Genomic DNA, 24,951 nt, shown 5'->3' on the forward strand with positions numbered 1-24,951 from the left:
CCATGATACATAATTTCGTGATGTGGTTGAATTACTTGATGGTATTAGTCAAAAAGGAATTCCTGACCATTTTTAGTGATCCTGCCAATCGGGTCATTTTATTTGCACCTGCCTTGATTCAGGCTTTATTGTTTGGCTATGCCGCAAATTACGATGTAAACCGAGTGGATTATGCGGTCTTGGATCAAAGTAAGACGCAAGCTTCTCAACAGTTATTATCACGTCTGGATGGCTCTGGTATTTTTCATCGAACAGCCACTCTTCAGGATCATTCACAGATTAAAGAAGTAATTGATCAGCGAACAGCTTTAGCTGTGATTAGTATCCCTTCTGATTTCGAAGATAAGCTCAACCGTGCTCAATCCTCACCTATACAGGTAATTTTAGATGGACGTAATTCCTCAACCGCAGGAATGGCAGGCACTTATATCACTAATGTTGTGAGTTCTTTAAATCAGGAGCGTTTGGGAAATATAACGCCTTTTCAACTGGAAATACGCACATGGTATAACCCAAATCAGGAGTCCAGATGGGGGATTATGCCTTCATTAATTGCTGCTTTGAGTATGATGCAAACTTTATTATTGTCCTCACTTTCAGTTGCGCGAGAACGCGAACAAGGGACATTTGACCAGCTTTTAGTGACTCCTTATACCCCGCTTCACATCATGATTGGTAAAGCATTACCCCCTATTTTTATTGGTTTAATACAATCGACTATTATTTTATTGATTATTATGTTCTGGTTCGATATTCCCATGAATGGTTCTTTGGGACTTTTATATTTTGGTTTGTTGTGTTTTAACATTGCGGTAGTGGGTGTGGGTTTATCAATTTCTGCAATTTCCCTCAATATGCAACAGGCGATGTTATTTACTTTCTTTTTGATCATGCCTTTAATGTTGTTATCCGGATTGCTAACCCCTATACAGAATATGCCACATGTTCTACAAATTGCGACGTATGCCAATCCTTTACGTTTTGGAATTGATTTGGTGCAAAGGGTTTATCTGGAAGGAGCAACTTTTAAACAGGTAAAAAATGATTTTGTACCTATGTTTGTCTTAGCAATTATTACTTTGCCATTGGCTGCGTGGCTATTTAGAAATCGTTTATCTTAAATAATGTTTGGATAGTTTTATTATTTTTCATACTGTATTTTACTAGCTGAGAATAAGGATTAAACACGTTTTGTAAAAACCGACTTCATAGTTTAGCCATTGTTCATTGAGTTGAATTTCTTCATTTTTACATGAGTTTAAACAAGGATGTAAAACTATGAAGAGGACACTTCTTTTTTTAGGATCAATAGGGCTTTTTAGTAGTATGCCAATGTATGCCTCGGATTTAAGCATTGGCGATCCAAGCACAGATATAGGTCAATTGAAACTTTCTGGCGCAATTCGCACTCGATATATTCATAAGGATTATGTGGTTGAAGCAAATGAAGGTTCAAAAAATGATGACTGGCAACTTGCTGATATTAAAACAGTTTTAATCTATGAAAATCCAGATTGGATTGCATCATTAGATTTGCGTTGCTATCAATATCATCGATTGTGTGACGCATTATTTTTAAAAGATGCATGGGCAGGTTATAAAATTTCAAATCAGCAGCGCATCTCAGTTGGTTTTCAATCAGTCGATTTTGGATTTGGACGACTATGGGGCAATAGCTATTATGAAACTTTGCTCAATACTGTAGGGCTAGAAGATATTCAAAATTTAGGGATGAAGTATCAATTTAAGGATGATCAATACAATTTTATTTTAGGTTTTTATCCTACTGATGGTGGAAATTATAAAGGGACTTCTAAAGATTCCAGTCGTTATAGTGGTAACTTCGTTGAAGCTGATGATTTGACTCAAGGTACTGATATTAATGAGAAAAATATGTGGATCACACGTTTTTCACGGAAATTTGAATTGAATGCTACAGAAAACTTTTCGACTGAAATTGGAGGATCGTACTGGTATTCAGAACTGCAAAATCATCGCACTGATCAACATGGAAATCGTCGTACATGGAGCATTTTTAGCACCACTAATTATCAGGCGTGGCAATGGTTATTTTTATTTGGAGAGCAAAATATCAAAAATGGAGATGATTTGCTGCCAAACACTTCAACGATTGGGGCATTTGATTATCCTTATCAAGTCGCCAATAAAGGCCAATATATGGCTAATGAGATTAATTATACTTTTGCCAAGCCCTTCCATCAGTTAGAAAATATTAAGCCATATGTATCTTATAGTCGTTTCTATAAAGATGAATCTGGATATCAAGATTCTGATCGTTTAATTGCGGGTTTATATTTTAACTATAAAAAAGTGGGAATACAGGGAGAATATATCTTGAGTCGTAATGATCCCATGACAGGTAGTGGTGCAGATGGACTTGCTCAAGGTGATAGTAATCAATGGAATAAGTTATTTTATTTATCGATTGGCTATTATTTCTAAAGCCGTCAATCCCATGTATAAGGCCAGCCAAATTTAATCATGAGGCTGGCTTCTTTGCTACAAAAAGACTTTTTCTGTCTGTTGGGTGATTGGTTCAATCGGTTGGATCAACTGACCACGACTTAGATTCTGAATATGTTGTAAACGGTTGATCAGTTCATTTTGAATAAATAGGATACAGGTCTGTAGTTTAGATGAACTTTTTAAACGTGAAGGATACACCGCCCAAACATCAGCATCTTGCCAGTACTGAGGCAAGATATGCTGTAACTGACCGCTAATCAATTCATCAGCCACATCCCAGATTGAACGTAGGATAATACCATGCCCCTCGGTTGCTAATTGGTGAATAATTTCACCGTTATTAGATACGAAACGTGGAGTAACGTGTACTGACCGATCTTCTGACCAATGACGAAGTTTCCACAGCACTGAGGATTGGTCACGTTCACTAATAGTTAAACAATCATGAGTCCGCAGATCTTCTAGACTTTCAGGTATTCCATTTTTCATTAGATAGCTAGGTGATGCACAGAAAATCCGAAAATTAGATGCTAATTTTTTAGCGATCATATTGGGGGCAATATCATTGCCAATGCGAATATCCAGATCAATGCTGTGTTGAATCAGGTCTTTGGTGTTATCGATGGTATCAAACTGAATTTCGAGTTTGGGATACATGGTCATCAATTTAGATAAGATCGGCGCAATATGCTTTCTCCCAAAACCGAAGCTGCTGACAATGTCGAGATGACCTGTGGGCGTGCTTAAGGGGTTATTCACCAGTTCACTGATTTCATCAAATTCATCCAGAATATTTGATACACGATCCAAAATGAGTTTGCCATCTTCAGTTAAGCTCACGTGTCGAGTACTACGATGAAACAGTTTGCAGTTCAGGTTGGTTTCTAAAATATTGATGCGTTTACTGATAAATGCAGGTGAAGCACCCAGCTCCTCAGCTGAATCGACAAAACTCTTGCGTTTGGCGACTGTGCAAAAAACCTTTAAATCCGATAGGTTAGGTAGATTATTCACGATCCGTGTCCATTGGGGTGATAGTTTTCTTATTGATCATTTTTGCTGAAAACAGCATGTTTACAGCTAAGGATATTAACCAAAGGTGTAAGGGAGCGTTATGGCAAAAAAGTATAAAGTTGCCACGATTGCGGGTGATGGGATTGGTTTAGAAGTTCTACCAGAAGGCATCAAGGTTGTAAAGGCGGCAGTAGACAAATATGGCATTCAAGTTCAAATGGATAGCTTCGATTGGGCCAGCTGCGATTATTACCTTGAACACGGCAAAATGATGCCAGATAACTGGTTCGAAGTCTTACAGGAATATGATGCTATCTTCTTTGGTGCGGTGGGTTGGCCTGAAAAGGTGCCTGATCACATTTCACTATGGGGATCATTACTCCAGTTCCGTCGTCGTTTTGATCAGTATGTGAATTTACGTCCTGTTCGGTTAATGCCTGGGGTGAAATGTCCACTGGCTGGCAAGCAACCGGGCGATATCGATTTTTATGTGGTGCGTGAAAACAGCGAAGGTGAGTATTCTGCCATTGGTGGTAAAGCCTTTGAAGGTACTGATCGTGAGTTTGTCTTGCAGGAAGCGGTGTTTACCCGTCATGGTGTTGACCGTATTTTAAAATATGCATTTGAATTTGCTGATCAGCGTGAGGCTAAAAAAATCACGGCTGCGACCAAATCCAATGGCATTGCAGTCAGCATGCCGTACTGGGACGAACGTGTCGATGAAATGGCAAAACGCTATCCACAGATCAAGGCAGATAAACAGCATGTCGATATTTTAGCGGCACGTTTTGTTCTACAGCCTGAGCGTTTTGATGTGGTGGTGGCATCGAATTTATTTGGTGACATCTTGTCGGATTTAGGCCCTGCATGCACGGGTACCATTGGTTTGGCGGCTTCGGCAAACCTCAACCCTGAACGTAAATTCCCGTCATTGTTTGAGCCTGTACATGGTTCAGCACCTGATATTTACGGTCAGAAAATTGCCAATCCGATTGCGGCGATCTGGTCGGGTGCGATGATGTTGGATTTCTTGGCAGATGGAGATGAGCAGGTCATTCAGGCAGGACAGGAAATCATGCAGGCAATTGAGCATGTGTTGATGCATGGCCCGAAAACGCCTGATGTCGGTGGAACTGCCAAGACCTATGAAGTGGGTGATGCGATTGCATCCTGTTTGACTCAGCAAAAAATGGATTTATTCGCAATGGAGTAAGTACCCCTGAGGGAATAGTCACTATCCGAGATGGATTGAATAGATATGGATAATCAAATTACAAAACCTTATACAGATAAGACGCTTGCGATCACCAGTCTTGCCGTTGTATTTACATCGGTGGCTGGTTTGGCAATCTACTCATCTGAATCAATACAACTGGCTGCAAAATGGATGCAGTGGACCACGTCGGTGTTTACCACGCCAGTGCTTTTATTTACGTTTTTATCAATTATTTTTACCTTCGGTTTGGCCTTTAGCAAATACAGCAAAATCAAGCTTGGTGAAGGTAAGCCCCAATACAGCACCATGTCATGGATTTTCATGTTCATTTTGTCGGGGATTGGATCTTCTACCTTGTACTGGGGATTTCTAGACTGGGCCTATTACTACCAAACTCCGGGTTTGAATTTAGCCCCTGAATCGGCTGAAGCACTGAAATACAGTGTGGCTTATTCCTTCTTTCACTCCGGTTTGAGTGCATGGTCGATCTATGCTTTGGCATCGATTTCACTGTGTTACAGCTACCATGTCAGAAAGAATAAAGGCCTGAGCTTAGCGTCAATGGTGGAAGCGGTCACTGGCTTTAAAGCGACAGGACCTGTTGGACGTGTCGTTGATCTGATGTTCTTGCTGTGTATGTTTGGTGCCTTGACCATTTCACTGGTTTTGACTGCGGTCACTTTTACCAACATTCTGTCGCAACTCACGGGTATTCCCAATACCTTCATGACCAAAGTCATCATTATATTGGCGGTGTCGGTGTTATTTGCACTCAGCTCCTATGTCGGTATGGATAAAGGCATGCAGCGTTTGAGTCATATGGTGTGCTTGGGTGTGGTGCTGTTCGCGATCTACGTGCTCTGCTTTGGGCCAACCCAATTCATTATGAATAATTCATTGATGAGTTTTGGTTTGATGGCGACTAACTTTGTCGATATGAGTCTGTTTACCGACCCGATGGGCGATGGAAAATTCACCCGTGAATGGACGGTGTTCTATTGGTTATGGTGGATTTCTTATGCACCAGGTGTCGCGCTATTCGTAACACGTGTCTCAAAAGGCCGTACCATTAAAGAAGTGATTCTTGCCATGGTCATCGGCGGTAGCGTTGGTTTATGGTTCATCTTTGGCGTATTTGAAAATTACAGCGTTCATAGCTTTATTCACGGCATGGTCAATGTGCCGCAAATCTTGAGTCAGCAAGGCGGTGAAGTGGCAATTGGGCAGCTACTCGGTTTATTGCCAGCAGGCAAGCTGATGATGTGGTTGTTCCTTGGCATTATGGTGATTTTCCTTGCAGCACATATGGATGCGGTGGGCTATGCGGTTTCTGCAACCTGTACCCGCGGTTTAAGTGAAGGGCAAGATCCATCTCCGAATGCGCGTTTGTTTTGGTGTCTGATGTTAACCCTAGTGCCGATTGCGATGATCTTCTCTAAGGCGCCGTTAGACACCATGAAAACTGCGACGATTGTGACTGCCTTGCCGTTTATTGTGATTATTCTGGTGCAGACTTATGGTTTGGTGAAGTGGCTGATTGAGGATTATTCCAAGGTGCCATCACATTTGATCGAGCAGAGTAGCTTTAGTGAGCTGGAAGCCCTTGAGCATACTGATTCAAATCAACAGATGCAGATTGATATTGCTGCAACACCACTTGCACATAAAAGTAGTCAAAAGGAATTGTTATGACACAGCAACCGAACACGCGCTATGAGTTAAGCGAAGAAATGCAAAGTCTGGTGTATTGGAGCAGCATTTATTCAGCAGCGGATAACGATATTGATTCAATTCGTGCAGCCTACGATGCCATGTGCCTGCATTACACCTTGCCACGCGATGGTGCGGTCAATATTGAAGATAAAACCGTTGCGCATGCCACTCATCCCGTCAATGTTCGGTTGTATTCCCCACTGGGTGAGGCACCTGAAGCGGGTTGGCCTTGTATTCTGTTTATCCATGGTGGTGGCTGGATGGTGGGGAATCTAGATTCACATGAATTTATTACTCGCTATTTATGTCGTGATCTGAATGTTGCAGTACTGAGTGTGGATTATCGTTTGGTACCAGAACATCATTTTCCCGCTGCTTATGAAGACTGTGAAACGGTCTATCACTGGCTCCGCGCGCATGGCGCAGACTGGAACATTGATCCAACGCAGATTGTGTTAGCTGGCGACAGTGCAGGAGGCAATTTAGCTGCGGCATTGGCGGTTCAGTTACAACATACAGGTGTGCAGGCTTGTGGTTTGGCTTTGATCTATCCATGTTTGGGCAGCAGTTTTGATACTGCGTCTTGTCAGCAACATGCACGGGCGCCGTTACTGACACTCGAGGAAATGCATTATTACTTAAGTGAATATGCACTGAATGCAAGCGACTGGCAGGACACTCGTTTAACACCACTTTTGGCAGAAGATTTGAGTGACATGCCACGTAGCTTTGTTGCGGTGGCTGAATACGATCCACTGAGTGACGATGGGCGTATTTTTGTGGACAAGTTAAAACAAGCCAATATTGCCGCCGAGTTTTATCTCGGCAAAGGATTACTACATGGCAGTTTACGTTTAGTACGGGATTGTCCTGTGGTGCAGGATTTATATCAGCAGATGCTGAGTTCGTTAAAGCAAATGTTCAAGTGATTTGAACATCAGCCAATTTTGATAAAACGGTCTTTAGGACAAAACATTTTAATGGAGTAAAACCATGAATGCAGTTGAAAAATTACCAGAAGATTTCTGTTCAAACCCAGATGTGGCATGGACATTTCCAAAAGTGTTCTATACCTCATCTCAGGTGTTTGAGCGTGAAAAAGAAGAAATTTTTGCGAAAAGTTGGATTTGCGTGGCACATGGCAGTGAAGTCGCCCAAGCCAATGACTATATTACCCGTAAGGTAATTGGTGAAAATATTATCGTGATTCGCGGCAAAGACAGCGTATTACGTGCATTTTATAATGTCTGCCCGCATCGTGGCCATGAGTTGTTAAATGGCAGTGGCAAAGCCAAAAACGTGATTACCTGTCCCTACCATGCATGGACCTTTAAGTTAGATGGTAGCTTGGCATTGGCGCGTAACTGTGATCATGTTGAATCTTTTGATAAGCAAAACTCCAGCATGGTGCCATTAAAAGTTGAAGAATATGGCGGTTTTGTCTTTATCAATATGGATGAAAATGCCACTTGTGTTGAAGATCAGTTGCCTGAATTTGCACAAAAACTGAATGAAGCTTGTGCTGTAATTAAAGACTTGAAGCTGGCTGCACGGTTTGTGACGGAAACACCTGCGAACTGGAAAGTGATCGTGGATAACTATTTAGAATGTTATCACTGTGGTCCAGCGCATCCTGGTTTTGCAGACTCTGTACAGGTGGATAAATATTGGCATACCACGCATCAAAACTGGACACTGCAATATGGTTATGCACGTTCTTCAGAAAAGTCATTCAAGCTTGATCCATCAGTAAAAGATCCGACATTTAGTGGTTTCTGGACGTGGCCGTGCACCATGTTTAACGTACCGCCGGGTGCAAACTTTATGACCGTGATCTATGAGTTTCCGATGGATGCGGAAACCACTTTGCAGCACTACGATATTTTCTTCACCAATGAAGAGTTGACTCAAGATCAGAAAGATTTGATCGAATGGTATCGCAATGTCTTCCGTCCTGAAGATCTGGAACTGGTTGAAAGCGTACAACGTGGCTTGAAATCACGGGGTTATCGTGGTCAGGGCCGGATTATGACCGACAAGCAACGTTCAGGAATCAGTGAGCACGGTATTGCGTATTTCCAGAATCTTGTTGCGCAACACCATCAATAATTTTGTCTCAGGTATTAGATAAGGAAGGTGTGGCAAACGATAAAGCCACACCTTGCTTCAATCGATAGGAACATGACATGTCAAGTTTGCAAGCAAGTCCGTTATTTCAACAACACGGACTGATCAATGGTCAATGGGTGAGTGCACAATCTAATGCCACCATTGCTGTGACCAATCCTGCAACAGGAGAAGAAATTGGCGTCATTCCAAATATGGGTGCAGCAGAAGCTACCGAGGCAGTCGAAGTCGCGTATCAGGCTTTAGCTGCATGGAAAGGATTAACCGCACAAAAACGTGCAGACCTGTTATTGGCTTGGTATCAACTGGTTTTGAGTCATGCTGATGAACTGGCACGCATTATGACCATTGAGCAGGGTAAACCTTTAGCCGAAGCATTGGGTGAAGTGAAATATGCGGCTTCATTTATTCAATGGTTTGCTGAAGAAGGCAAACGCGTTTATGGCGATGTGATTCCGACCACCAACAGTCAGCAGCGTTTTATTGTGACCAAAGAGCCTGTCGGCGTGGTTGCAGCCATTACGCCGTGGAATTTCCCGATTGCGATGATTACCCGTAAAGCAGCACCTGCTTTGGCAGCGGGCTGTAGCATTGTGATCAAACCTGCCAATGAAACGCCGTATTGCGCATTTGCGCTTGCCAAGCTGGCAGAGATGGCAGGTATCCCAGCGGGTGTCATTAATGTGGTGACAGGCAAATCACAAGAGATTGGTTCGGTCTTTACTAGCCATGAAAAAGTCAAAAAACTGACCTTTACCGGTTCTACACCTGTGGGTCGTTTATTGATGCAGCAATGTTCAGGCACCATTAAAAAGTTAGCTTTGGAATTGGGCGGCAATGCACCATTAATCATCTTTGATGATGCCGATCTGGATAAAGCGGTACAAGGTGCAATCTTTGCCAAGTTCCGTAATGCAGGGCAAACCTGTGTTTGTGCCAATCGAATCTACGTACACGACAAGGTTTATCAGGCCTTTACCGAGAAATTTGTGCAAGAAGTACAAAAATTCAAAATCGGCAATGGTTTGGAAGCGAATGTGCAGATTGGGCCATTAATCAATGACAAAGCGGTGTTGAAAGCAAAACAGTTGATTGATGATGCCTGTGGCAAAGGTGCCCAAGTGGCGTGCGGTGGTCAACAACATGCACTTGGACAAACTTTCTTCGAACCAACGGTTCTAACCGATGTTTCGCGTGATATGGACATTGTTCAGGAAGAAATTTTTGGCCCTGTAGCCCCTTTAATTCGCTTTACAGATGAAGCGGATGTGGTGGCGCAAGCCAACGATACCATTTTTGGTTTAGCGGCTTATGTGTATAGCGAAAATATTTCACGGATTTGGCGTGTCGCTGAACAGCTGGAATATGGCATGGTTGGAATGAACTCAACGGCTATTTCCAATGAAGTTGTACCATTTGGTGGTGTCAAACAGTCAGGTGTGGGGCGTGAAGGTTCTAAATACGGTTTAGAAGAATTTATGACTATTAAATATATGTGTTTAGGATTGTAGAGACACAGTGGATTGGGCTGTTTTCGAGGACAGCCCAATCTACAATATGTGTTTAAAACTAGAGAATGCTTAGATGAGCAGAATGTGGTAAAGAGGATTTAGACATGGCTAGTCATTATGAAATGTTTGCATCAGTGGTCACACGGGTAGAGCAACTGACTCCACTAATCAAACGGTTTACATTTAAACGTCAGGACGGACAAAATTTCCCTCAATTCAATGGTGGTAGTCATATTATTGTGAAAATGAATGACCAGCTATCCAATGCCTATTCATTGATGAGCTGTGCTCAAGATCTATCGACTTACCAAGTCTGTGTCCGTAAAGATATTGAAGGTAAAGGTGGTTCAGTTTTTATGCATGATCAATGCAATGAAGGCTGTGAGATTCTTATTTCTGAACCGAAGAATTTGTTTCCATTGGCGGCAGATGGTGAGAAACATATTTTAATTGCGGGAGGTATCGGGATTACTCCGTTTGTACCGCAAATGGATGAGTTGGCTGTACGCGGTGCTGATTATGAATTGCATTATGCCTATCGTTCGTCAGAGCATGCTGCACTCTTAGAAGAGCTCAAACAAAAACATGCTGAACATATTTTCAGCTATATCGATTCGGATGGAAAATGTCTTGATCTGAATCAATTGATTGGGTCTCAACCCAAAGGTACGCATGTGTATGTGTGTGGGCCTAAGCCAATGATTGATGCGGTGATCGATCGTTGTAATTATCATCGTTACCGCGATGAATATATTCATTGGGAACAGTTTGCATCTACTGTACCAGAAGAAGGTGAAGCATTCACAGTGGTACTTGCGAAATCCAATCAACAAGTCGAAGTTCAAGCTAATCAAACCATTTTACAGGCAATTGAACTCCTCAACATTGATGTGGAGTGTTTATGTCGTGAAGGGGTGTGTGGGACTTGTGAAACCATGATTCTGGAAGGTGAGGCAGAGCATTTCGATCAGTATCTGAGTGATGATGAAAAAGCATCACAGCAGTCCATGATGATCTGCGTGTCACGTGCTAAAGGGAAAAAATTAGTATTGAATTTATAAGTTGTATGGATTAGAAAGATAGCTTGATCAAGAATGATTTCTTTTAAAAGTATAATTCAAAGTGAGAATACTTGGTCTAAAGTTGTTTTACTCAAAGACATTAGACTTCTTTCATAATTGTTTAGACCCTCTTTATTTTTCTCCTCTATGGGAGAATAATCAAGAGGATTTAAACAATGATCAAAGCGGTCTCCTGCATAATTAAAATAAAATATTTAGAGTTCATCTGCTTTCACTACTACATATGTAATCCTTTCAAGTAATGCTGTTAAATCTTGTGTGAAACACTATGCCTTTGTCCTGATTCATTCCATGATAAATGTGAATAAACGATTGAGTATTTATAATGAAATACTGTAAAGATAAGGCGTCAATTTTTTTTAAATTATCATTAATTGTATGTAGTGTTGTTGCAGGAATAACGCATGCAAGTTCAGATCAGGCATGGAAACAGCACGATCAGGCGATTAAAACTGCATGTGCGAAAGCCAGTACCTTAAAAAATGTAAAAGCAGTCAGCGATATTATGTTATTTGATGATCGTGTGGGTTATTCGGCTGTAGTCCTAGAAGGAAATTATCCGCAGAAACATATGAAGAATCAAAAAGGACGTGAACTTTGCTTGTATCAAAGACAACAGAAAAGAGCAGTCGTCACACCAGCTGATAGTCTTTTAACAATAAAAAAATAAAACCGAATCATGTCTAACTCGGTTTTATTCATATTTGCGGAAAAGAAGGATATAAAGATTCAGTTATTGTTTCATAGCCGACTTATCTGAATCATTTAAAATTTGACTGTGGGTTTTAGGTTTGATCAGTGGTGAAGTTGGACGAGGTTGATGTTCAGTGTTTGAAAATTGAAAACCTATACCTGCATCTATGTCATCCGCTGCAATTTCAGTTTCAAAACGCTCTTTATCCAATTCTCGTATTTCTTTGGTGATCGCGTGGATTTCACTACTCTCTACTCCCAAAGCATCAAGTGTGGCACCGCCAAACAGCAATGCTGATTCAAAGGTTTCACGAATTTGGTAATCGACATCTTTTTTGACCAATGATAATGAATGTTCACGGTCATAAGAGCGCACTAACAATTTGGCCAGTGGAAATTCATGTTTGACTAATTCAACGATACGGTTGGTCGTTTCTTTATCATCCACACATACCATGATTGCCTGAGCATTTGCGGCTCCAGATGCATGCAAAATATCTAAACGAGTCCCATCACCATAATAAATTTTGAAACCAAATTTTGTGGCATTTTGAATCATGTTGATATCAGTGTCGATCAATGTGACATCCACGCCACGCGCCAGTAAAAGCTGACTGGCAACTTGCCCAAAACGTCCAAATCCGATGAGTAGTACACGTCCATGTAAATTATTGGCGACTTCGATATGGTCAAGAGAGGCAGAACTCTTTGGACTGATGAAACGTTTGGCCAAAATACCAAGCAGGGGGGTAAAAATCATGGACAAAACCACAATCGCCGTGAGATTGGATTTGATCGTTTCATCAATCACTTGCGCACTTGCGGCGGCTGTAAAAAGCACAAATGCAAACTCACCCCCTTGTGCCATCAGTACCGCACGATCTAGAGCAACTGCATGACTACTTTTCGTGAGACGCGCGACAAAATAAATGAGGACAGCTTTGGTGAACATCAACGCAATGACGCTACTGAGAATAAGGAGCCAGTTATTTTGTACAACCGATAGATTAAGTGACATTCCTACACTAAGGAAAAATAGACCTAATAAAATACCGCGAAATGGTTCAATATCAGCTTCAATCTGATGACGAAAAGTCGATTGAGAGAGTAAAACACCTGCAAGGAATGCGCCCATTGCCATAGACAAACCACTAACTTGCATGAGTAATGCTGCGCCTAAAACGACCAACAATGCTGCGGCTGTCATGACTTCACGCGCTTTGGCAGCCGCCAGAACTTTAAATAATGGATTGAGCAGCCAACAGCCAGCCGCAATGAGACCTGCGATAGCTACCAGTGCAATCCCGATATCTTTTAAACGATCTGGTGTACTTTCAACCACTTGATTCGGAGACATAAAGGCAACAATGGCGAGCAATGGCACAATCAGTAGATCTTCAAACAATAAAATAGCGACAATTTTTTGGCCATTGGGCTGACTTAAATCACCACGATCTCCCAAAATTTGCATCACGATGGCCGTTGAAGTGAGAACAAAACCTGCCGCACCAATAAAGGCAATTTGCCATGCAAAACCATACAGTAAACCAATTGCAGTGAGTCCTATTGTACAAAACGTAATTTGTAGTGTGCCTAGACCAAAAATATCACGTCGCATATTCCATAAATGAGAAGGCTGCATCTCCATCCCAATGATAAAGAGATACATGACAATGCCGAGTTCAGCGATATGTAAAATAGAAGCGGGATCATGGATAAACGCAAAACCAAATGGACCAATAATTAAGCCTGCAATAAGATAACCAAGGACTGATCCAAGCCCTAAGCGTTTAAAAATTGGGACTGCGATCACAGCCGCAGCCAGTAAAATAACAGGGCTGAGTAGTCCTAGAGAATGTGCTTCTGCTGCCATGAAAATGTGTCCAAAGAACAAAATGGTGTTAAAAAAGAAATCATCATTGTTTATATGTCAGATAGATCATAACAATCTTTTACTGTTATATAGAGAAAACTTGAGTTTTTAACTCAAGTTTTTCTGAAAATTTGCTTAAATTTATTGATAAATTAGTGAAAATCATAAAAAGACTTTGAAAGATTTGAAATTAAAATGATTAAAAAATCATAAAACGTTCAAAATATTGTACTAATACAGCTTGATCTAATCATCTTACTTTATTCATTTATCATTATAAAAATTAGAGATTGATGGCGGTATTGCTTGATTGAATTACCCGTTAGATCGATCTGTAATAATAAAATTTATTCTAAACTGATATCTGTGGGACAAAGAGAATTTGATCAATATGAAAGTGATTTTATGATTGATTTAAAGCGAATAGTGATAATCGAAAATTAAAATAATTTTTGTCTTTAAGGATAAATATACACGACATTTTATGACGTTTAACAGAAAAAATGATGTAAAACAAAAACGGACGTATGTTAATTTAGTTAATAACATCAAAGCAATACGATGATAAAAATGGAACAACTTTCACCATCAGACTTAAAAGCGATATTACATTCTAAGCGAGCCAATCTTTATTATCTTGAACATTGCAGAGTCATGCAAAAAGATGGTCGCGTTTTATATTTAACTGAGGCCAAAAACGAAAACCAATACTGGAATATTCCGATTGCCAATACCACAGTAATTTTATTAGGAACGGGGACATCGATTACCCAAGCAGCCATGCGAATGCTTGCCAGTGCAGGGGTATTGGTGGGGTTTACAGGTGGAGGTGGGACGCCACTGTTTATGGGATCTGAAATTGAATGGATGATGCCACAAAGTGAATATCGACCCACGGAGTACATGCAAGGCTGGATGAGTTTTTGGTTTGACGATGCTAAACGTTTGGAAGTGGCAAAAGCTTTTCAAATAGCCCGTATCGAGTTTATCCGCAGAATCTGGGCAAAAGACAAAGACCTCAAAGATGAGGGCTTCTATCTTGATGATGCAGATATCGAACAAGCTTTAACTAGTTTTGAAAAGAAAATTCCACATCAAAGCAAAGTCGGTGATTTGTTGCTTGCTGAAGCGCAGACGACCAAGCAACTTTATAAAATCGCTGCTACTCGTTGTAAATTGAGTTTTGAACGAAATCCTGAACAGGGTGATTTAGCGAATGACTTTTTGAATCATGGCAATTATCTGGCCTACGGTTTAGCTGCTACGACTCTTTGGGTATTAGGTATTTCACACAGTTTTGCAGTCATGCACGGCAAAACCCGCCGTGGTGCATTAGTGTTTGATGTGGCTGATTTAATAAAGGATGCAGTGGTTTTACCGTGGGCTTTTATTTGTGCAAAAGAGGGGATATCTGAGCAGGAGTTTCGTCAGCAGCTTTTGCAGAAATTTACAGAATATCGGTGTCTGGACTGGATGTTTGAACAGGTGAGATTACAGGCGTGTCGAAACTTTCCAAATTTGGAGAGCGAATTATGATCGTCACCTTCATTTCTCAATGCGAAAAGAAAGCGATTCCTCGAACTCGTCGTGTGCTGGATGCATTTGCTGATCGTATTGGGGATAACACATGGCAGACTGTCATTACCGAAGATGGATTATTGGCAGTTAAGCGTTTACTTAAAAAGACAGTGACGAAGAATACAGCTATTTCGTGTCACTGGATTCGTGGTCGGCGTAGAAGTGAATTGATGTGGATTGTAGGGAATCGGAACAAATTTAATAATGAAGGCATAGTCCCTGTAAATACTACACAGAAAAAATTAGATCAAAATAAATGGGAAAACGATTGGCATTATTTGCCCTTAATCAAAGCATTGGTGGCGGTATCTGCTTTATTGCATGATTGGGGTAAAGCTACTGTTTTATTTCAAGAAAAATTACAGCGCAAAAGTAAAAATGCAAAAAAGGGTGATCCGTTAAGACATGAATGGATTTCTTGTTTATTACTCAATGCTTTGGTGCAATCGTCAGGAAATAATCAGTCTGATGAAGCATGGCTAGGTTTACTCATGCAACACAGTTGGGATGAACAAACACTTAAAAATACGTTATTGCAAAATTCTGATCAATCAAAAGTGCTTGACCAACTCCCGCCATTGGCGCAATTGGTGGCATGGTTGATTGTTTCACATCATCGGTTGCCTGCATTAGATGAAAAATCTCGTAGAGAATATGCGGATATAAAAAAAGACACGTTCGACAGTTTATTCAAAAGTATTAAATCAAATTGGGGATATCAAAATAAACAGGATGAAACGGAGTACAAGCAACGTTTAAAGCTATGTTTCGAGTTTGAACAAGGACTATTAAGCCAATCGGTTGAATGGACAACACAGTTAAAAAAATGGTCAGGTCGTTTAGTTCAAGAATTAAGCTCATTAGAGCAAATTTTTAAAGATGGCAGTTGGCGAGTCGTTTTACACCATGCTCGACTCTGCTTAATGTTAGGCGATCATTATTATTCATCTTGTAATGCTGATTTAAATTGGAAAACCAGTTTATCGCTCATAGCGAATACCGATCCAAAAACGAAAGAGGGCAAACAAAAGCTTGATGAGCATTTGGTGCGTGTCAGTGATAATGCCATGCGAGTCGCGCAGTCTTTGAGTCGTTTGGCTGACGAGATGGAACCCGCTTATGACTTGAAAAAGCTAAAAAAGAAAAGCCCAGAAGGTTTTGAATGGCAAGATCAAGCGGTTAAAGGCATTCAGCAATTTATCCAGAAAAATGAAATTGCAGCCGATAAAGGCTGGTTTATTGTCAATATGGCCAGTACAGGTAAAGGCAAAACCATTGCCAATGCCAAAATTATGCAGGCTCTTTCGAAAGATGCGCAATCATTACGCTATATTTTGGCATTAGGGTTAAGAACTTTAACTTTACAAACGGGTGATTCTTATCAACATGATATTGGTTTAGCTAAAGATGAGTTGGCAATTCTAATTGGCTCAAAAGCAGTGCAGGAATTACATCAACAAAAAAATAAAGCGAGTCATGAATCTGAAGAGGCGGATATTGAGGAATTAGGTTCGGAGTCTTTAGAAGAATTATTAGGCAATGAACTGATTTATGACAATATGCCTCAAGCTGATTTTATGGATGCACTATTCCCTCAACATCAAGCCGAGCGCAACAAAGCTTTTTTATATAAACCTGTTTTAGTCTGTACCATTGATCACATTATCTCGGCAACTGAAACCAAACGAGGTGGAAAATATATTTTACCGAGCTTGCGATTATCATCATCCGATTTAGTGATTGATGAAGTGGATGATTTTAATGGGCAAGATTTAATTGCGATTGCGCGACTGGTGCACTTGGCAGGCATGCTTGGACGTAAAGTCATGATTTCATCGGCAACCATTCCACCTGCTTTAGCAGAAGGGTTTTTCAATGCGTACCAGCAAGGGTGGCAGTTGTATTGTGCATTTAAAAAAATAAAAAAAACAGATGTGCAGTGTATGTGGGTCGATGAGTTTAAAACGCAAATTCAATCGATTGACTTACTTGAGCCAAAAAATAGTATTCAAAACTATCAAACGGCGCATGCTCAATTTGTGAAAATCCGTGCAGATGCCTTAAATCAGCAAATCATTAAGCACAAAGCTTATATTGTTGATTGTAAGGATTTGGTGGCTGAAAAAGAACAGCCCCGTTTAGAAGAAAGTATTCAACAGCAATATTTCAAACGAATCAAAATTGAAGCTGAAAAGCTGCATCAAGCACATCATAGTATTGATGCCAAAACTGGGAAAAAAGTTTCTTTTGGCGTGATACGTGTTGCCAATATTTCGCCTTGTGTTGCACTCACCCGATATTTGTTAAACGCCGAATGGTCGGAAAATGTTGCACCACGGGTGATGGCTTATCATAGTCGGCAGGTGCTATTATTGCGTAGTAAACAAGAACAACATTTAGATGAAACGCTGAAACGTAAAGAAAAACAGGGTGAACAGCCTAAGGCATTTTTAGAAACAGGCAATGATGGCGTTATTCGTCAACATTTAGATACCACAGATTGCGGTGATGTAATTTTTATTCTCGTTGCAACACCAGTTGAAGAAGTCGGACGAGATCATGATTTTGATTGGGCTATTATCGAGCCATCATCTTATCGTTCGATTATTCAGTTAGCAGGGCGTGTTTTACGACATCGTAAATTAGAACAAGATATTCAGCAGTCGAATATTGCGTTGATGCAATATAATCTGAAAGGTCTACGTGGGGCGAAAGTTGCTTTTGAAAAACCAGGGTTTGAGGTTGATTCTGCTAAAGCGAATTTTATTTTGGAGACAAAAGATTTATCTAAACTGATTGATATTGAAAATCTAGTACAAGTTAATGCCATTCCAAGAATTCGAGCCAATGAGCCTTTGCAGGCAATTAAAAACTTGGCAGATCTTGAGCATGCGGTCATGATTGATGCGCTTACATCATATCAAAAACAAGGTGCTAAACCCTTGAATGCATGGTTGACGCAAAAATGGTTTTTAACCGCATTGCCGCAGCAATTTACGCCATTTCGACAGAGTACCGCCAACATTCAGCTTTTTGCTGTGTTGAAAAATGGCAAGCTTGCATTTTGTGAACGAGATGATTTTGGTGAGTATATTGATCGTAGTGGTCTCTACAAGATTAAGCCGTATGAATTAAATGTCATTGAACAACAGCGATTATGGTTAAATCGTGATTATCACGACATTTTAAGTTGTATGGCACTTGATAAATTAAATGAAAATGAGGATATTAATGCAAAGATTGAAAAATTATCAAGGCGTTATGGGGAAGTTATGTTGCCCAAATATGATGAAGATAAGCAGTTAAATTATTCAGAACAATTTGGACTAATCATTTTATAGTAATAACAATATAGGGGGAAAGTATGACTGAGAGTATTCATACTTTTTTAAACGAGCGTAAAGAATTGTGGTTAAAAGATCATTTAAAAAAGGCAGAAACAGAAGCTGTAATTTCAGAATTAAATCAACAGGCAGATGATAAATTTAGCTTAAATGAATGGTTGCCTGATGCGGCAAAGCGTGTTTCTCAGCTTTCAATGGTGAGTCATCCAAGTAAATTCAGCCATCCAAGCGCTAAAACATCAAGTGTGATTGCTACATCGAATAAGAAGAGTGATGGTTATCTGCGTAGCGGTAATGTTGATTATAGTTTGGATGTTTTTGGTAATGCGGCTGCAATGGATGTTTTTAAATTTTTATCTTTACCTTTGACTGATCAATCAACAGTGTTAGATGGATTTGAGCAGCAAAATGAAGATTTAAAAAAACTTTTAGTTCAAAATAAGCTTGATTTTGAACAGTTAAGTTTTGAGTTTTTAAAAATAAAAACAACGGATTTTTCTGTGAAAACAGATCATTTGGTAAAACAGGTGTATTTTCCAATAGCAGAGGGCGAATATCATTTATTGTCGTTATTAACGCCATCAGGTTTAATCACAAAGTTAAAACAAACCATTGATCAAATTCGTTTTTCGGAAGAAACCAAACAAGCTAAAGAAAATCGTAAGAAGAATGAGTTAAATGAGATTGGTTATGCTGATATTTATGATCTAACAGTGACTGCCTATGGCGGAACTCAACCACAAAATGTGAGTGTTTTAAATAGTCAAAATGCAGGGCGAGCTTATTTACTTTCAAGCTGTCCGCCTGTAATTGAAAAAAGAGCGATTCGTTTGCCTAAAACAGATTTTTTTGCACAGTGTTTATATCGAAGAAATTATCAGGATAGTTTTGTTCAATTGCATAAATTTATGCAATTAGATCTGAATAATATCGATATTCGCACAGCGATTCGAAACATTATTCAATTTGTCATTGATCAAGTTCTTTTACAGGCTCTAAAAACACGAGAATATGCCGAAAGTGGATGGTCAAATCAGGACTATTATGTTGGATTGCCTAAATTACAACGCATTTGGTTAGATCAAATTTATAAAGAAGAACGTGAAGAAAATTCAGAATGGCGAGATGAGCTAAGCCGAGAAATTGCAAGGTGGATCATTCGTAGCTATGAAAAAGTGATCAGCGATGCTTATAAGTTAGGAACAGGGGAGCTGTTGGATGTTAAACAGCGTATTGAGAAATCGTTACAACAGATCAAGGAGTTTTTTTAATGCGCCGCTTTATTTTAATTCCACATTTAAAAATTCATAATGCCAATGCCATGAGTAGTCCGTATAGCATTGGATTTCCTGCGATAACGGCATGGCTAGGGGCAATGCATGCCTTACAGCGTAAATTAAATGCCAAGGGGCATGATATTGAATTGACGCGACTCGCTGTGAGTTGTCATGACTTTAACTTGCAAACGCATAAAGGACAGAGTGATTTTGTTCATTCCATTATTGGTACAGCAAATCCACTAGATAAGGATGGTAGCCGACCTGCATTTATTGAAGAAGCACGTTGTCATTTAGAAGTTTCGCTTTTAATTGAATGTCAAAATATTGATCCAGATGAGAAAGAAACATTACTAAACGACATACAAAACTGTATTTCTAGTATGAAATTTGCGAGCGGTGATTTACTTGCAGTAAAAGCTTGTGAGCTTTTGACTGTTGATGAAGATGGTCAAAAAGATCAAGAACTCAAGCCAATTTTAAATAAACTCATGCTCGGTCATGTGTTGATCGAGCGTCGTGATTTAGTCATTCAAAGTATGCAAGAAGGGCAGGATGCTCTAGATGCTGTTTTAGACCATTTAAAAGTCACACATAGTTCACAAATAGATGATGATGGAAAAATCACGTGGTCAAGCAGCCGAAAAGAAAAGGGGTGGCTTGTACCCATTGCGGTGGGTTTTCAGGGAATTTCTGAATTAGGTATTGCAAAAAATCAGCGTGATGCCGACACACCGCACCGTTTTGCGGAAGCTGTTTTGACGCTTGGGGAATTTGTTATGCCTTATCGTATTAAAAGTATGGATCAACTCCTATGGCAATATCATGTTGATTTAGAAAATAATCTTTATCTTTGCCAAAACTTAATAACAAACTAATTTAATCTTTAAAAGGAAAAATCATGGCTAAAAATGACAAAGTAGTTGCAAGTGTACTTGCGTTTGAAAAAAAATTGGTTCCATCTGACGGTTATTTATATGGAACAAATTGGAATAAACGAAATGAACAAAGCGCTTTAAAACTGATTGAAAAATCTGTGCGCGGTACGGTTTCACATCGTTTAAAAAATACAACTGATAAAGACTTGTTAAAACTTAATATGGATATTGCTCATGCTAATCCACAAACTGTTGATGCTTGTGCATTAGGCGAGCATCAAGATACTTTAAAAGTTGGATTTACCCTAAAAGTATTGGGTGGAGTTGAACATCCATCTGCTTGTAATAATGAAATTTTCTTAAAATCATATAATGACGTTGCTAAAAATTATATTACTACGTATGGCTTTAGTGAGCTTGCAAAACGATATGCACTCAATCTCGCCAATGCACGTTTTTTATGGCGTAACCGCGTTGGTGCTGAAAAAGTAGAAGTGGTTGTGACTGTGAATGATCAAGCAGCAGTGACATTTAATGCTTTAAATTATCCGTTGCATAATTTTGATGCTACAGATGAAAATATACAAAATCTAGCTCATCAAATTGCAAGTGCTTTAAAAGGAGAAATTCCCTATTTACTGATTAAAGTTGAAGCTTATGCTTTGGTGGGTAAAGGTCAAGAAGTCTATCCAAGCGAAGAACTTGTATTAGATAAAGGTAAAGGTGAAAAAAGTAAAATTCTTTACCATGTAAATGATGTTGCAGCAATGCATTCACAAAAGTTAGGTAATGCTTTACGTACCATAGATACTTGGTATCCAGAATTTGATGAGAAAAAAACAGCAATTGCGATTGAGCCATATGGTGCTGTGACTAACCTCGGCAAAGCGTATCGTACCCCGAAAGATAAAAAAGATTTTTTTACCTTATTTGATAAATATGCTTTGGGTGAATCACTTGAAAATCCTGAACAAGAGCATTATGTCATGGCAGTTTTAGTACGTGGTGGTGTCTTTGGTCAAAGCAGCAAGGATTAACTATGCTCTATTATTTAGAAATTACTTTATTAGAGCAGGAGGAAATACCTCTGCATTTAATTTGGTCAAAAGTTTATACCCAATTACATATTGCTTTTGTTGAACAAGCCGATGAAGAGGGAAAGATTAGTTACGGTGTATCTTTTCCAAAATATCGCTTAATTCAGCAGAAAAAATTGGGTTATTTAGGCGATAAAATTCGTATTTTTGCGGATTCAGTCGAAGCATTGGAGCAACTGAATCTAACTCATTGGTTCGCAAGGCTGCAAGATTATGTACATGTCTTATCCGCCCGTAAAGTTCCTGAGGATAAGATCAACGGCTATGCTGCTTATTTTAAAGTTAATCCAAAATTGACGGTTGAGCAGCGTGTTGTTCATCAGGCAGAACGCCGTGGAATTTCAATTGAAGAGGCACAGGAACACTTTAAAGCATTAGATCTAACGGAGACTTTTGAACCTTATATCAATATGAAAAGCCAAACCAATGATATGAGCTTCCGTTTGATTATTGGAAAAAGACGTGTTGATGAAGCAAATATTGGAAAATTTGGAAGCTATGGATTAAGTCGTACATCTACGGTACCTGAGTTTTAACCCAATATTTTTTACACTCTTTAACAGCTTAATAAAATCAATAAGTTATAACTTTGCTTTAAAACTTTGGGTATTTCATACTTTTTAGGGATAAAGCACTGTTATAACTTTATTTTTTGCTTTATTCTTACTGTTCATGGCGACATACGCCATTTAGAAAAGTTAGTCTTTTGGGTGGAGGGAATCCAAATCGTTCATGGCGACATACGCCATTTAGAAAATGCGCTGAGAACGTGCCAACGGCGATACAAAGTTCATGGCGACATACGCCATTTAGAAATGCAAGTCAATAGCAACTTGTGTGTAATGATCGTTCATGGCGACATACGCCATTTAGAAAAATGGTTAATGAAAATAAAATCACGGCGGCGTGTTCATGGCGACATACGCCATTTAGAAATGGCACTTGTGTTTTTCGAGTAGCCATAAAAAGTTCATGGCGACATACGCCATTTAGAAAATTAACATCTGCATGACCATAATTCTCTAAGCGTTCATGGCGACATACGCCATTTAGAAAAATGCAGCTTTAGACAATGAAGCCGCAATTCAGTTCATGGCGACATACGCCATTTAGAAAAATGGAAGGAAAAATATTGGGATGAAAATCGCGTTCATGGCGACATACGCCATTTAGAAAGCCCTTAGACTCAACAATCTCAACAGACTCAAGTTCATGGCGACATACGCCATTTAGAAAAGAACGCAATGCCAAGCCAAAACACCGATCTAGTTCATGGCGACATACGCCATTTAGAAAGAACGGCTCAACAGATATTCAATCATTACTTCGTTCATGGCGACATACGCCATTTAGAAAATGCGCTGTGCCACGTTTGCGCCGCTTACCCAGTTCATGGCGACATACGCCATTTAGAAATTTTCCGCCGCTGCTGCTGCATCGGCTTCTGGGTTCATGGCGACATACGCCATTTAGAAATTGAGTCGGACGTTGATGAATCCCACGAAAATGTTCATGGCGACATACGCCATTTAGAAAGTGGACGATTCCAGATGCGGGGGTTCGTACTGGTTCATGGCGACATACGCCATTTAGAAATAGAAAATCAAAAGGTGCGGGGCAGATCAATAGTTCATGGCGACATACGCCATTTAGAAAGTATGGGTGTATTCAATGATTAGTGGGTGCGTGTTCATGGCGACATACGCCATTTAGAAAATCTCTACTTACTTCAATTATTCCATCGATTAGTTCATGGCGACATACGCCATTTAGAAATCAGCCATTACACTTAGATAAATGGAACGGCAGTTCATGGCGACATACGCCATTTAGAAAATAAAACCACAAATTTATAAATCATTTTATGAGTTCATGGCGACATACGCCATTTAGAAATCATCTCAAGAAGACATTGATGCTTCTTATTTGTTCATGGCGACATACGCCATTTAGAAAAATGCGAATGCTGCGGGTTCAGGCATTGATGTGTTCATGGCGACATACGCCATTTAGAAAGTAGTTGAGAAAAACGGAAAAACTTCACTTGCGTTCATGGCGACATACGCCATTTAGAAATTGAATGGGTAGAAATGCCCACTGTGTTACCGGTTCATGGCGACATACGCCATTTAGAAAATCAACTTAACTTCCGTGATCTGATCGTCATCGTTCATGGCGACATACGCCATTTAGAAATTAGTGATTGCATGTACCAAGCCAAAAAAGGCGTTCATGGCGACATACGCCATTTAGAAAAATTAGTCAAATATTCAGTTGAAGCTCAAGATGTTCATGGCGACATACGCCATTTAGAAATAAACACGTTTATAACTTGTATAAATCCACCAGTTCATGGCGACATACGCCATTTAGAAAAGACTATCGCAGTAGCAACATATCCAAAAATAGTTCATGGCGACATACGCCATTTAGAAAAGAACCTGGAGTCGCTGACAGAAAGTTAATCAGTTCATGGCGACATACGCCATTTAGAAATTGATGTGACTTACTCGGCACGTTTTAGAAATGTTCATGGCGACATACGCCATTTAGAAATAAGTTATTTAGCATGATTGATCTTGGTGCTGGTTCATGGCGACATACGCCATTTAGAAAATGGGTGATGAAGCGAAAAAGATTGATGACGAGTTCATGGCGACATACGCCATTTAGAAATCCACATAACACATCTTGCACATATCAATGGGGTTCATGGCGACATACGCCATTTAGAAAATTTAATAAAACATCTGTTGCTATACTTTCTGGTTCATGGCGACATACGCCATTTAGAAACATTCTTTTTACGAATAGTTTTTAATTCATCTGTTCATGGCGACATACGCCATTTAGAAAATGCGCCATTGAGAAGCGTTAGGGCCTTGAAGGTTCATGGCGACATACGCCATTTAGAAAAAGAAGAAGATCGACTGGTTTATTTGAGTAGAGTTCATGGCGACATACGCCATTTAGAAAGAATAACCCTAAATACGCTTCATGTCTACCATGTTCATGGCGACATACGCCATTTAGAAATCAAAGATAGAATCTGACAAATAAG

General features: G+C 39.7%; 17 protein-coding genes and 1 CRISPR repeat array (1 of these 18 running past the window's edge). Of the genes, 15 read left to right on the forward strand and 2 right to left on the reverse strand.

Features of this window, described 5'->3' with window-relative positions; all coding sequences use genetic code 11:
* The first annotated feature begins 2 nt into the window (after positions 1-2).
* A complete protein-coding gene (locus I6L31_RS16125; protein ID WP_005003471.1) occupies positions 3-1,121 on the forward strand; it encodes an ABC transporter permease in 1,119 nt (372 codons plus the stop codon).
* A gap of 157 nt (positions 1,122-1,278) precedes the next feature.
* Positions 1,279-2,463 (forward strand): hypothetical protein, encoded by a 1,185-nt coding sequence (locus tag I6L31_RS16130; RefSeq protein WP_005003472.1) that lies wholly within the window; start codon positions 1,279-1,281, stop codon positions 2,461-2,463.
* A gap of 57 nt (positions 2,464-2,520) precedes the next feature.
* Here I6L31_RS16130 and I6L31_RS16135 read toward each other — a convergent pair whose 3' ends face one another.
* Entirely contained in the window at positions 2,521-3,501 is a 981-nt protein-coding gene (locus I6L31_RS16135) for a LysR family transcriptional regulator (RefSeq protein ID WP_004990112.1), read from the reverse strand.
* Between the two features lie 100 nt (positions 3,502-3,601).
* Here I6L31_RS16135 and I6L31_RS16140 point away from each other — a divergent pair, with 100 nt between their 5' ends.
* From I6L31_RS16140 to I6L31_RS16170, 7 genes are all read left to right on the forward strand, one after another.
* On the forward strand, positions 3,602-4,714 hold the full coding sequence (locus I6L31_RS16140) for a tartrate dehydrogenase (RefSeq protein ID WP_004990110.1): 1,113 nt from the start codon (positions 3,602-3,604) through the stop codon (positions 4,712-4,714).
* A gap of 39 nt (positions 4,715-4,753) precedes the next feature.
* The gene (locus I6L31_RS16145) at positions 4,754-6,409 is read left to right on the forward strand and encodes a BCCT family transporter (protein WP_171064987.1); all 1,656 of its coding nucleotides are present in this window, start codon (positions 4,754-4,756) and stop codon (positions 6,407-6,409) included.
* Positions 6,406-7,359, forward strand: coding sequence for an alpha/beta hydrolase (locus tag I6L31_RS16150; RefSeq protein ID WP_004990106.1), 954 nt, complete (start codon positions 6,406-6,408; stop codon positions 7,357-7,359). Before I6L31_RS16145 ends, I6L31_RS16150 begins: the two co-directional genes overlap by 4 nt.
* Positions 7,360-7,423: 64 nt before the next feature.
* Positions 7,424-8,539, forward strand: coding sequence for a carnitine monooxygenase subunit alpha (cntA, locus tag I6L31_RS16155; protein WP_004990105.1), 1,116 nt, complete (start codon positions 7,424-7,426; stop codon positions 8,537-8,539).
* Between the two features lie 77 nt (positions 8,540-8,616).
* Positions 8,617-10,068 carry an NAD-dependent succinate-semialdehyde dehydrogenase gene (locus I6L31_RS16160; RefSeq protein WP_004990103.1) on the forward strand — a complete coding sequence of 484 codons (1,452 nt, stop codon included), beginning with the start codon at positions 8,617-8,619 and terminating at the stop codon, positions 10,066-10,068.
* A 104-nt stretch (positions 10,069-10,172) separates the two neighbouring features.
* Positions 10,173-11,129 (forward strand): carnitine monooxygenase, reductase subunit CntB, encoded by a 957-nt coding sequence (gene cntB / locus I6L31_RS16165; protein WP_004990099.1) that lies wholly within the window; start codon positions 10,173-10,175, stop codon positions 11,127-11,129.
* A 346-nt stretch (positions 11,130-11,475) separates the two neighbouring features.
* Positions 11,476-11,820: a hypothetical protein gene (locus I6L31_RS16170; RefSeq protein WP_004990097.1), complete on the forward strand. Its 345-nt coding sequence runs from the start codon at positions 11,476-11,478 to the stop codon at positions 11,818-11,820.
* A 63-nt stretch (positions 11,821-11,883) separates the two neighbouring features.
* On the opposite strand, the gene I6L31_RS16175 is transcribed toward I6L31_RS16170, so the two are convergent.
* Positions 11,884-13,716, reverse strand: coding sequence for a monovalent cation:proton antiporter-2 (CPA2) family protein (locus tag I6L31_RS16175; RefSeq protein ID WP_004990095.1), 1,833 nt, complete (start codon positions 13,714-13,716; stop codon positions 11,884-11,886).
* Between the two features lie 570 nt (positions 13,717-14,286).
* Here I6L31_RS16175 and cas1f point away from each other — a divergent pair.
* Genes cas1f through cas6f form a run of 6 tightly spaced genes read left to right on the forward strand, consistent with a single transcriptional unit; the run spans position 14,287 to position 22,426 of the window.
* A complete protein-coding gene (gene cas1f / locus I6L31_RS16180; protein WP_005003484.1) occupies positions 14,287-15,252 on the forward strand; it encodes a type I-F CRISPR-associated endonuclease Cas1f in 966 nt (321 codons plus the stop codon).
* Positions 15,249-18,635, forward strand: a complete 3,387-nt coding sequence (cas3f, locus tag I6L31_RS16185; RefSeq protein WP_005003486.1) for a type I-F CRISPR-associated helicase Cas3f — start codon at positions 15,249-15,251, stop codon at positions 18,633-18,635. Before cas1f ends, cas3f begins: the two co-directional genes overlap by 4 nt.
* A gap of 23 nt (positions 18,636-18,658) precedes the next feature.
* Positions 18,659-19,909, forward strand: a complete 1,251-nt coding sequence (gene csy1, locus I6L31_RS16190) for a type I-F CRISPR-associated protein Csy1 (protein ID WP_005003488.1) — start codon at positions 18,659-18,661, stop codon at positions 19,907-19,909.
* A complete protein-coding gene (csy2, locus tag I6L31_RS16195) occupies positions 19,909-20,793 on the forward strand; it encodes a type I-F CRISPR-associated protein Csy2 (RefSeq protein WP_005003490.1) in 885 nt (294 codons plus the stop codon). The genes csy1 and csy2 overlap by 1 nt, the downstream gene beginning before the upstream one ends.
* 23 nt (positions 20,794-20,816) lie before the next feature.
* Positions 20,817-21,830 (forward strand): type I-F CRISPR-associated protein Csy3, encoded by a 1,014-nt coding sequence (gene csy3, locus I6L31_RS16200; protein WP_005003494.1) that lies wholly within the window; start codon positions 20,817-20,819, stop codon positions 21,828-21,830.
* A 2-nt stretch (positions 21,831-21,832) separates the two neighbouring features.
* Positions 21,833-22,426 carry a type I-F CRISPR-associated endoribonuclease Cas6/Csy4 gene (gene cas6f / locus I6L31_RS16205; RefSeq protein WP_005003495.1) on the forward strand — a complete coding sequence of 198 codons (594 nt, stop codon included), beginning with the start codon at positions 21,833-21,835 and terminating at the stop codon, positions 22,424-22,426.
* Positions 22,427-22,558: 132 nt separating this feature from the next.
* A CRISPR array of direct repeats spans positions 22,559-24,951; the repeat unit is 28 nt; unit sequence GTTCATGGCGACATACGCCATTTAGAAA; it runs 2,976 nt beyond the window's last position.

This window comes from Acinetobacter septicus (assembly GCF_019355975.1).
Classification (GTDB): Bacteria; Pseudomonadota; Gammaproteobacteria; order Pseudomonadales; family Moraxellaceae; genus Acinetobacter; species Acinetobacter ursingii.

Coding starts and splice junctions, on each gene's coding strand:
- I6L31_RS16125 (WP_005003471.1), top strand. CDS start 3: ATGATACATAATTTCGTGATGTGGTTGAATTACTTGATGGTATTAGTC.
- I6L31_RS16130 (WP_005003472.1), top strand. CDS start 1,279: ATGAAGAGGACACTTCTTTTTTTAGGATCAATAGGGCTTTTTAGTAGT.
- I6L31_RS16140 (WP_004990110.1), top strand. CDS start 3,602: ATGGCAAAAAAGTATAAAGTTGCCACGATTGCGGGTGATGGGATTGGT.
- I6L31_RS16150 (WP_004990106.1), top strand. CDS start 6,406: ATGACACAGCAACCGAACACGCGCTATGAGTTAAGCGAAGAAATGCAA.
- cntA (WP_004990105.1), top strand. CDS start 7,424: ATGAATGCAGTTGAAAAATTACCAGAAGATTTCTGTTCAAACCCAGAT.
- I6L31_RS16160 (WP_004990103.1), top strand. CDS start 8,617: ATGTCAAGTTTGCAAGCAAGTCCGTTATTTCAACAACACGGACTGATC.
- cntB (WP_004990099.1), top strand. CDS start 10,173: ATGGCTAGTCATTATGAAATGTTTGCATCAGTGGTCACACGGGTAGAG.
- I6L31_RS16170 (WP_004990097.1), top strand. CDS start 11,476: ATGAAATACTGTAAAGATAAGGCGTCAATTTTTTTTAAATTATCATTA.
- I6L31_RS16175 (WP_004990095.1), bottom strand. CDS start 13,716: ATGGCAGCAGAAGCACATTCTCTAGGACTACTCAGCCCTGTTATTTTA.
- cas1f (WP_005003484.1), top strand. CDS start 14,287: ATGGAACAACTTTCACCATCAGACTTAAAAGCGATATTACATTCTAAG.
- cas3f (WP_005003486.1), top strand. CDS start 15,249: ATGATCGTCACCTTCATTTCTCAATGCGAAAAGAAAGCGATTCCTCGA.
- csy1 (WP_005003488.1), top strand. CDS start 18,659: ATGACTGAGAGTATTCATACTTTTTTAAACGAGCGTAAAGAATTGTGG.
- csy2 (WP_005003490.1), top strand. CDS start 19,909: ATGCGCCGCTTTATTTTAATTCCACATTTAAAAATTCATAATGCCAAT.
- csy3 (WP_005003494.1), top strand. CDS start 20,817: ATGGCTAAAAATGACAAAGTAGTTGCAAGTGTACTTGCGTTTGAAAAA.
- cas6f (WP_005003495.1), top strand. CDS start 21,833: ATGCTCTATTATTTAGAAATTACTTTATTAGAGCAGGAGGAAATACCT.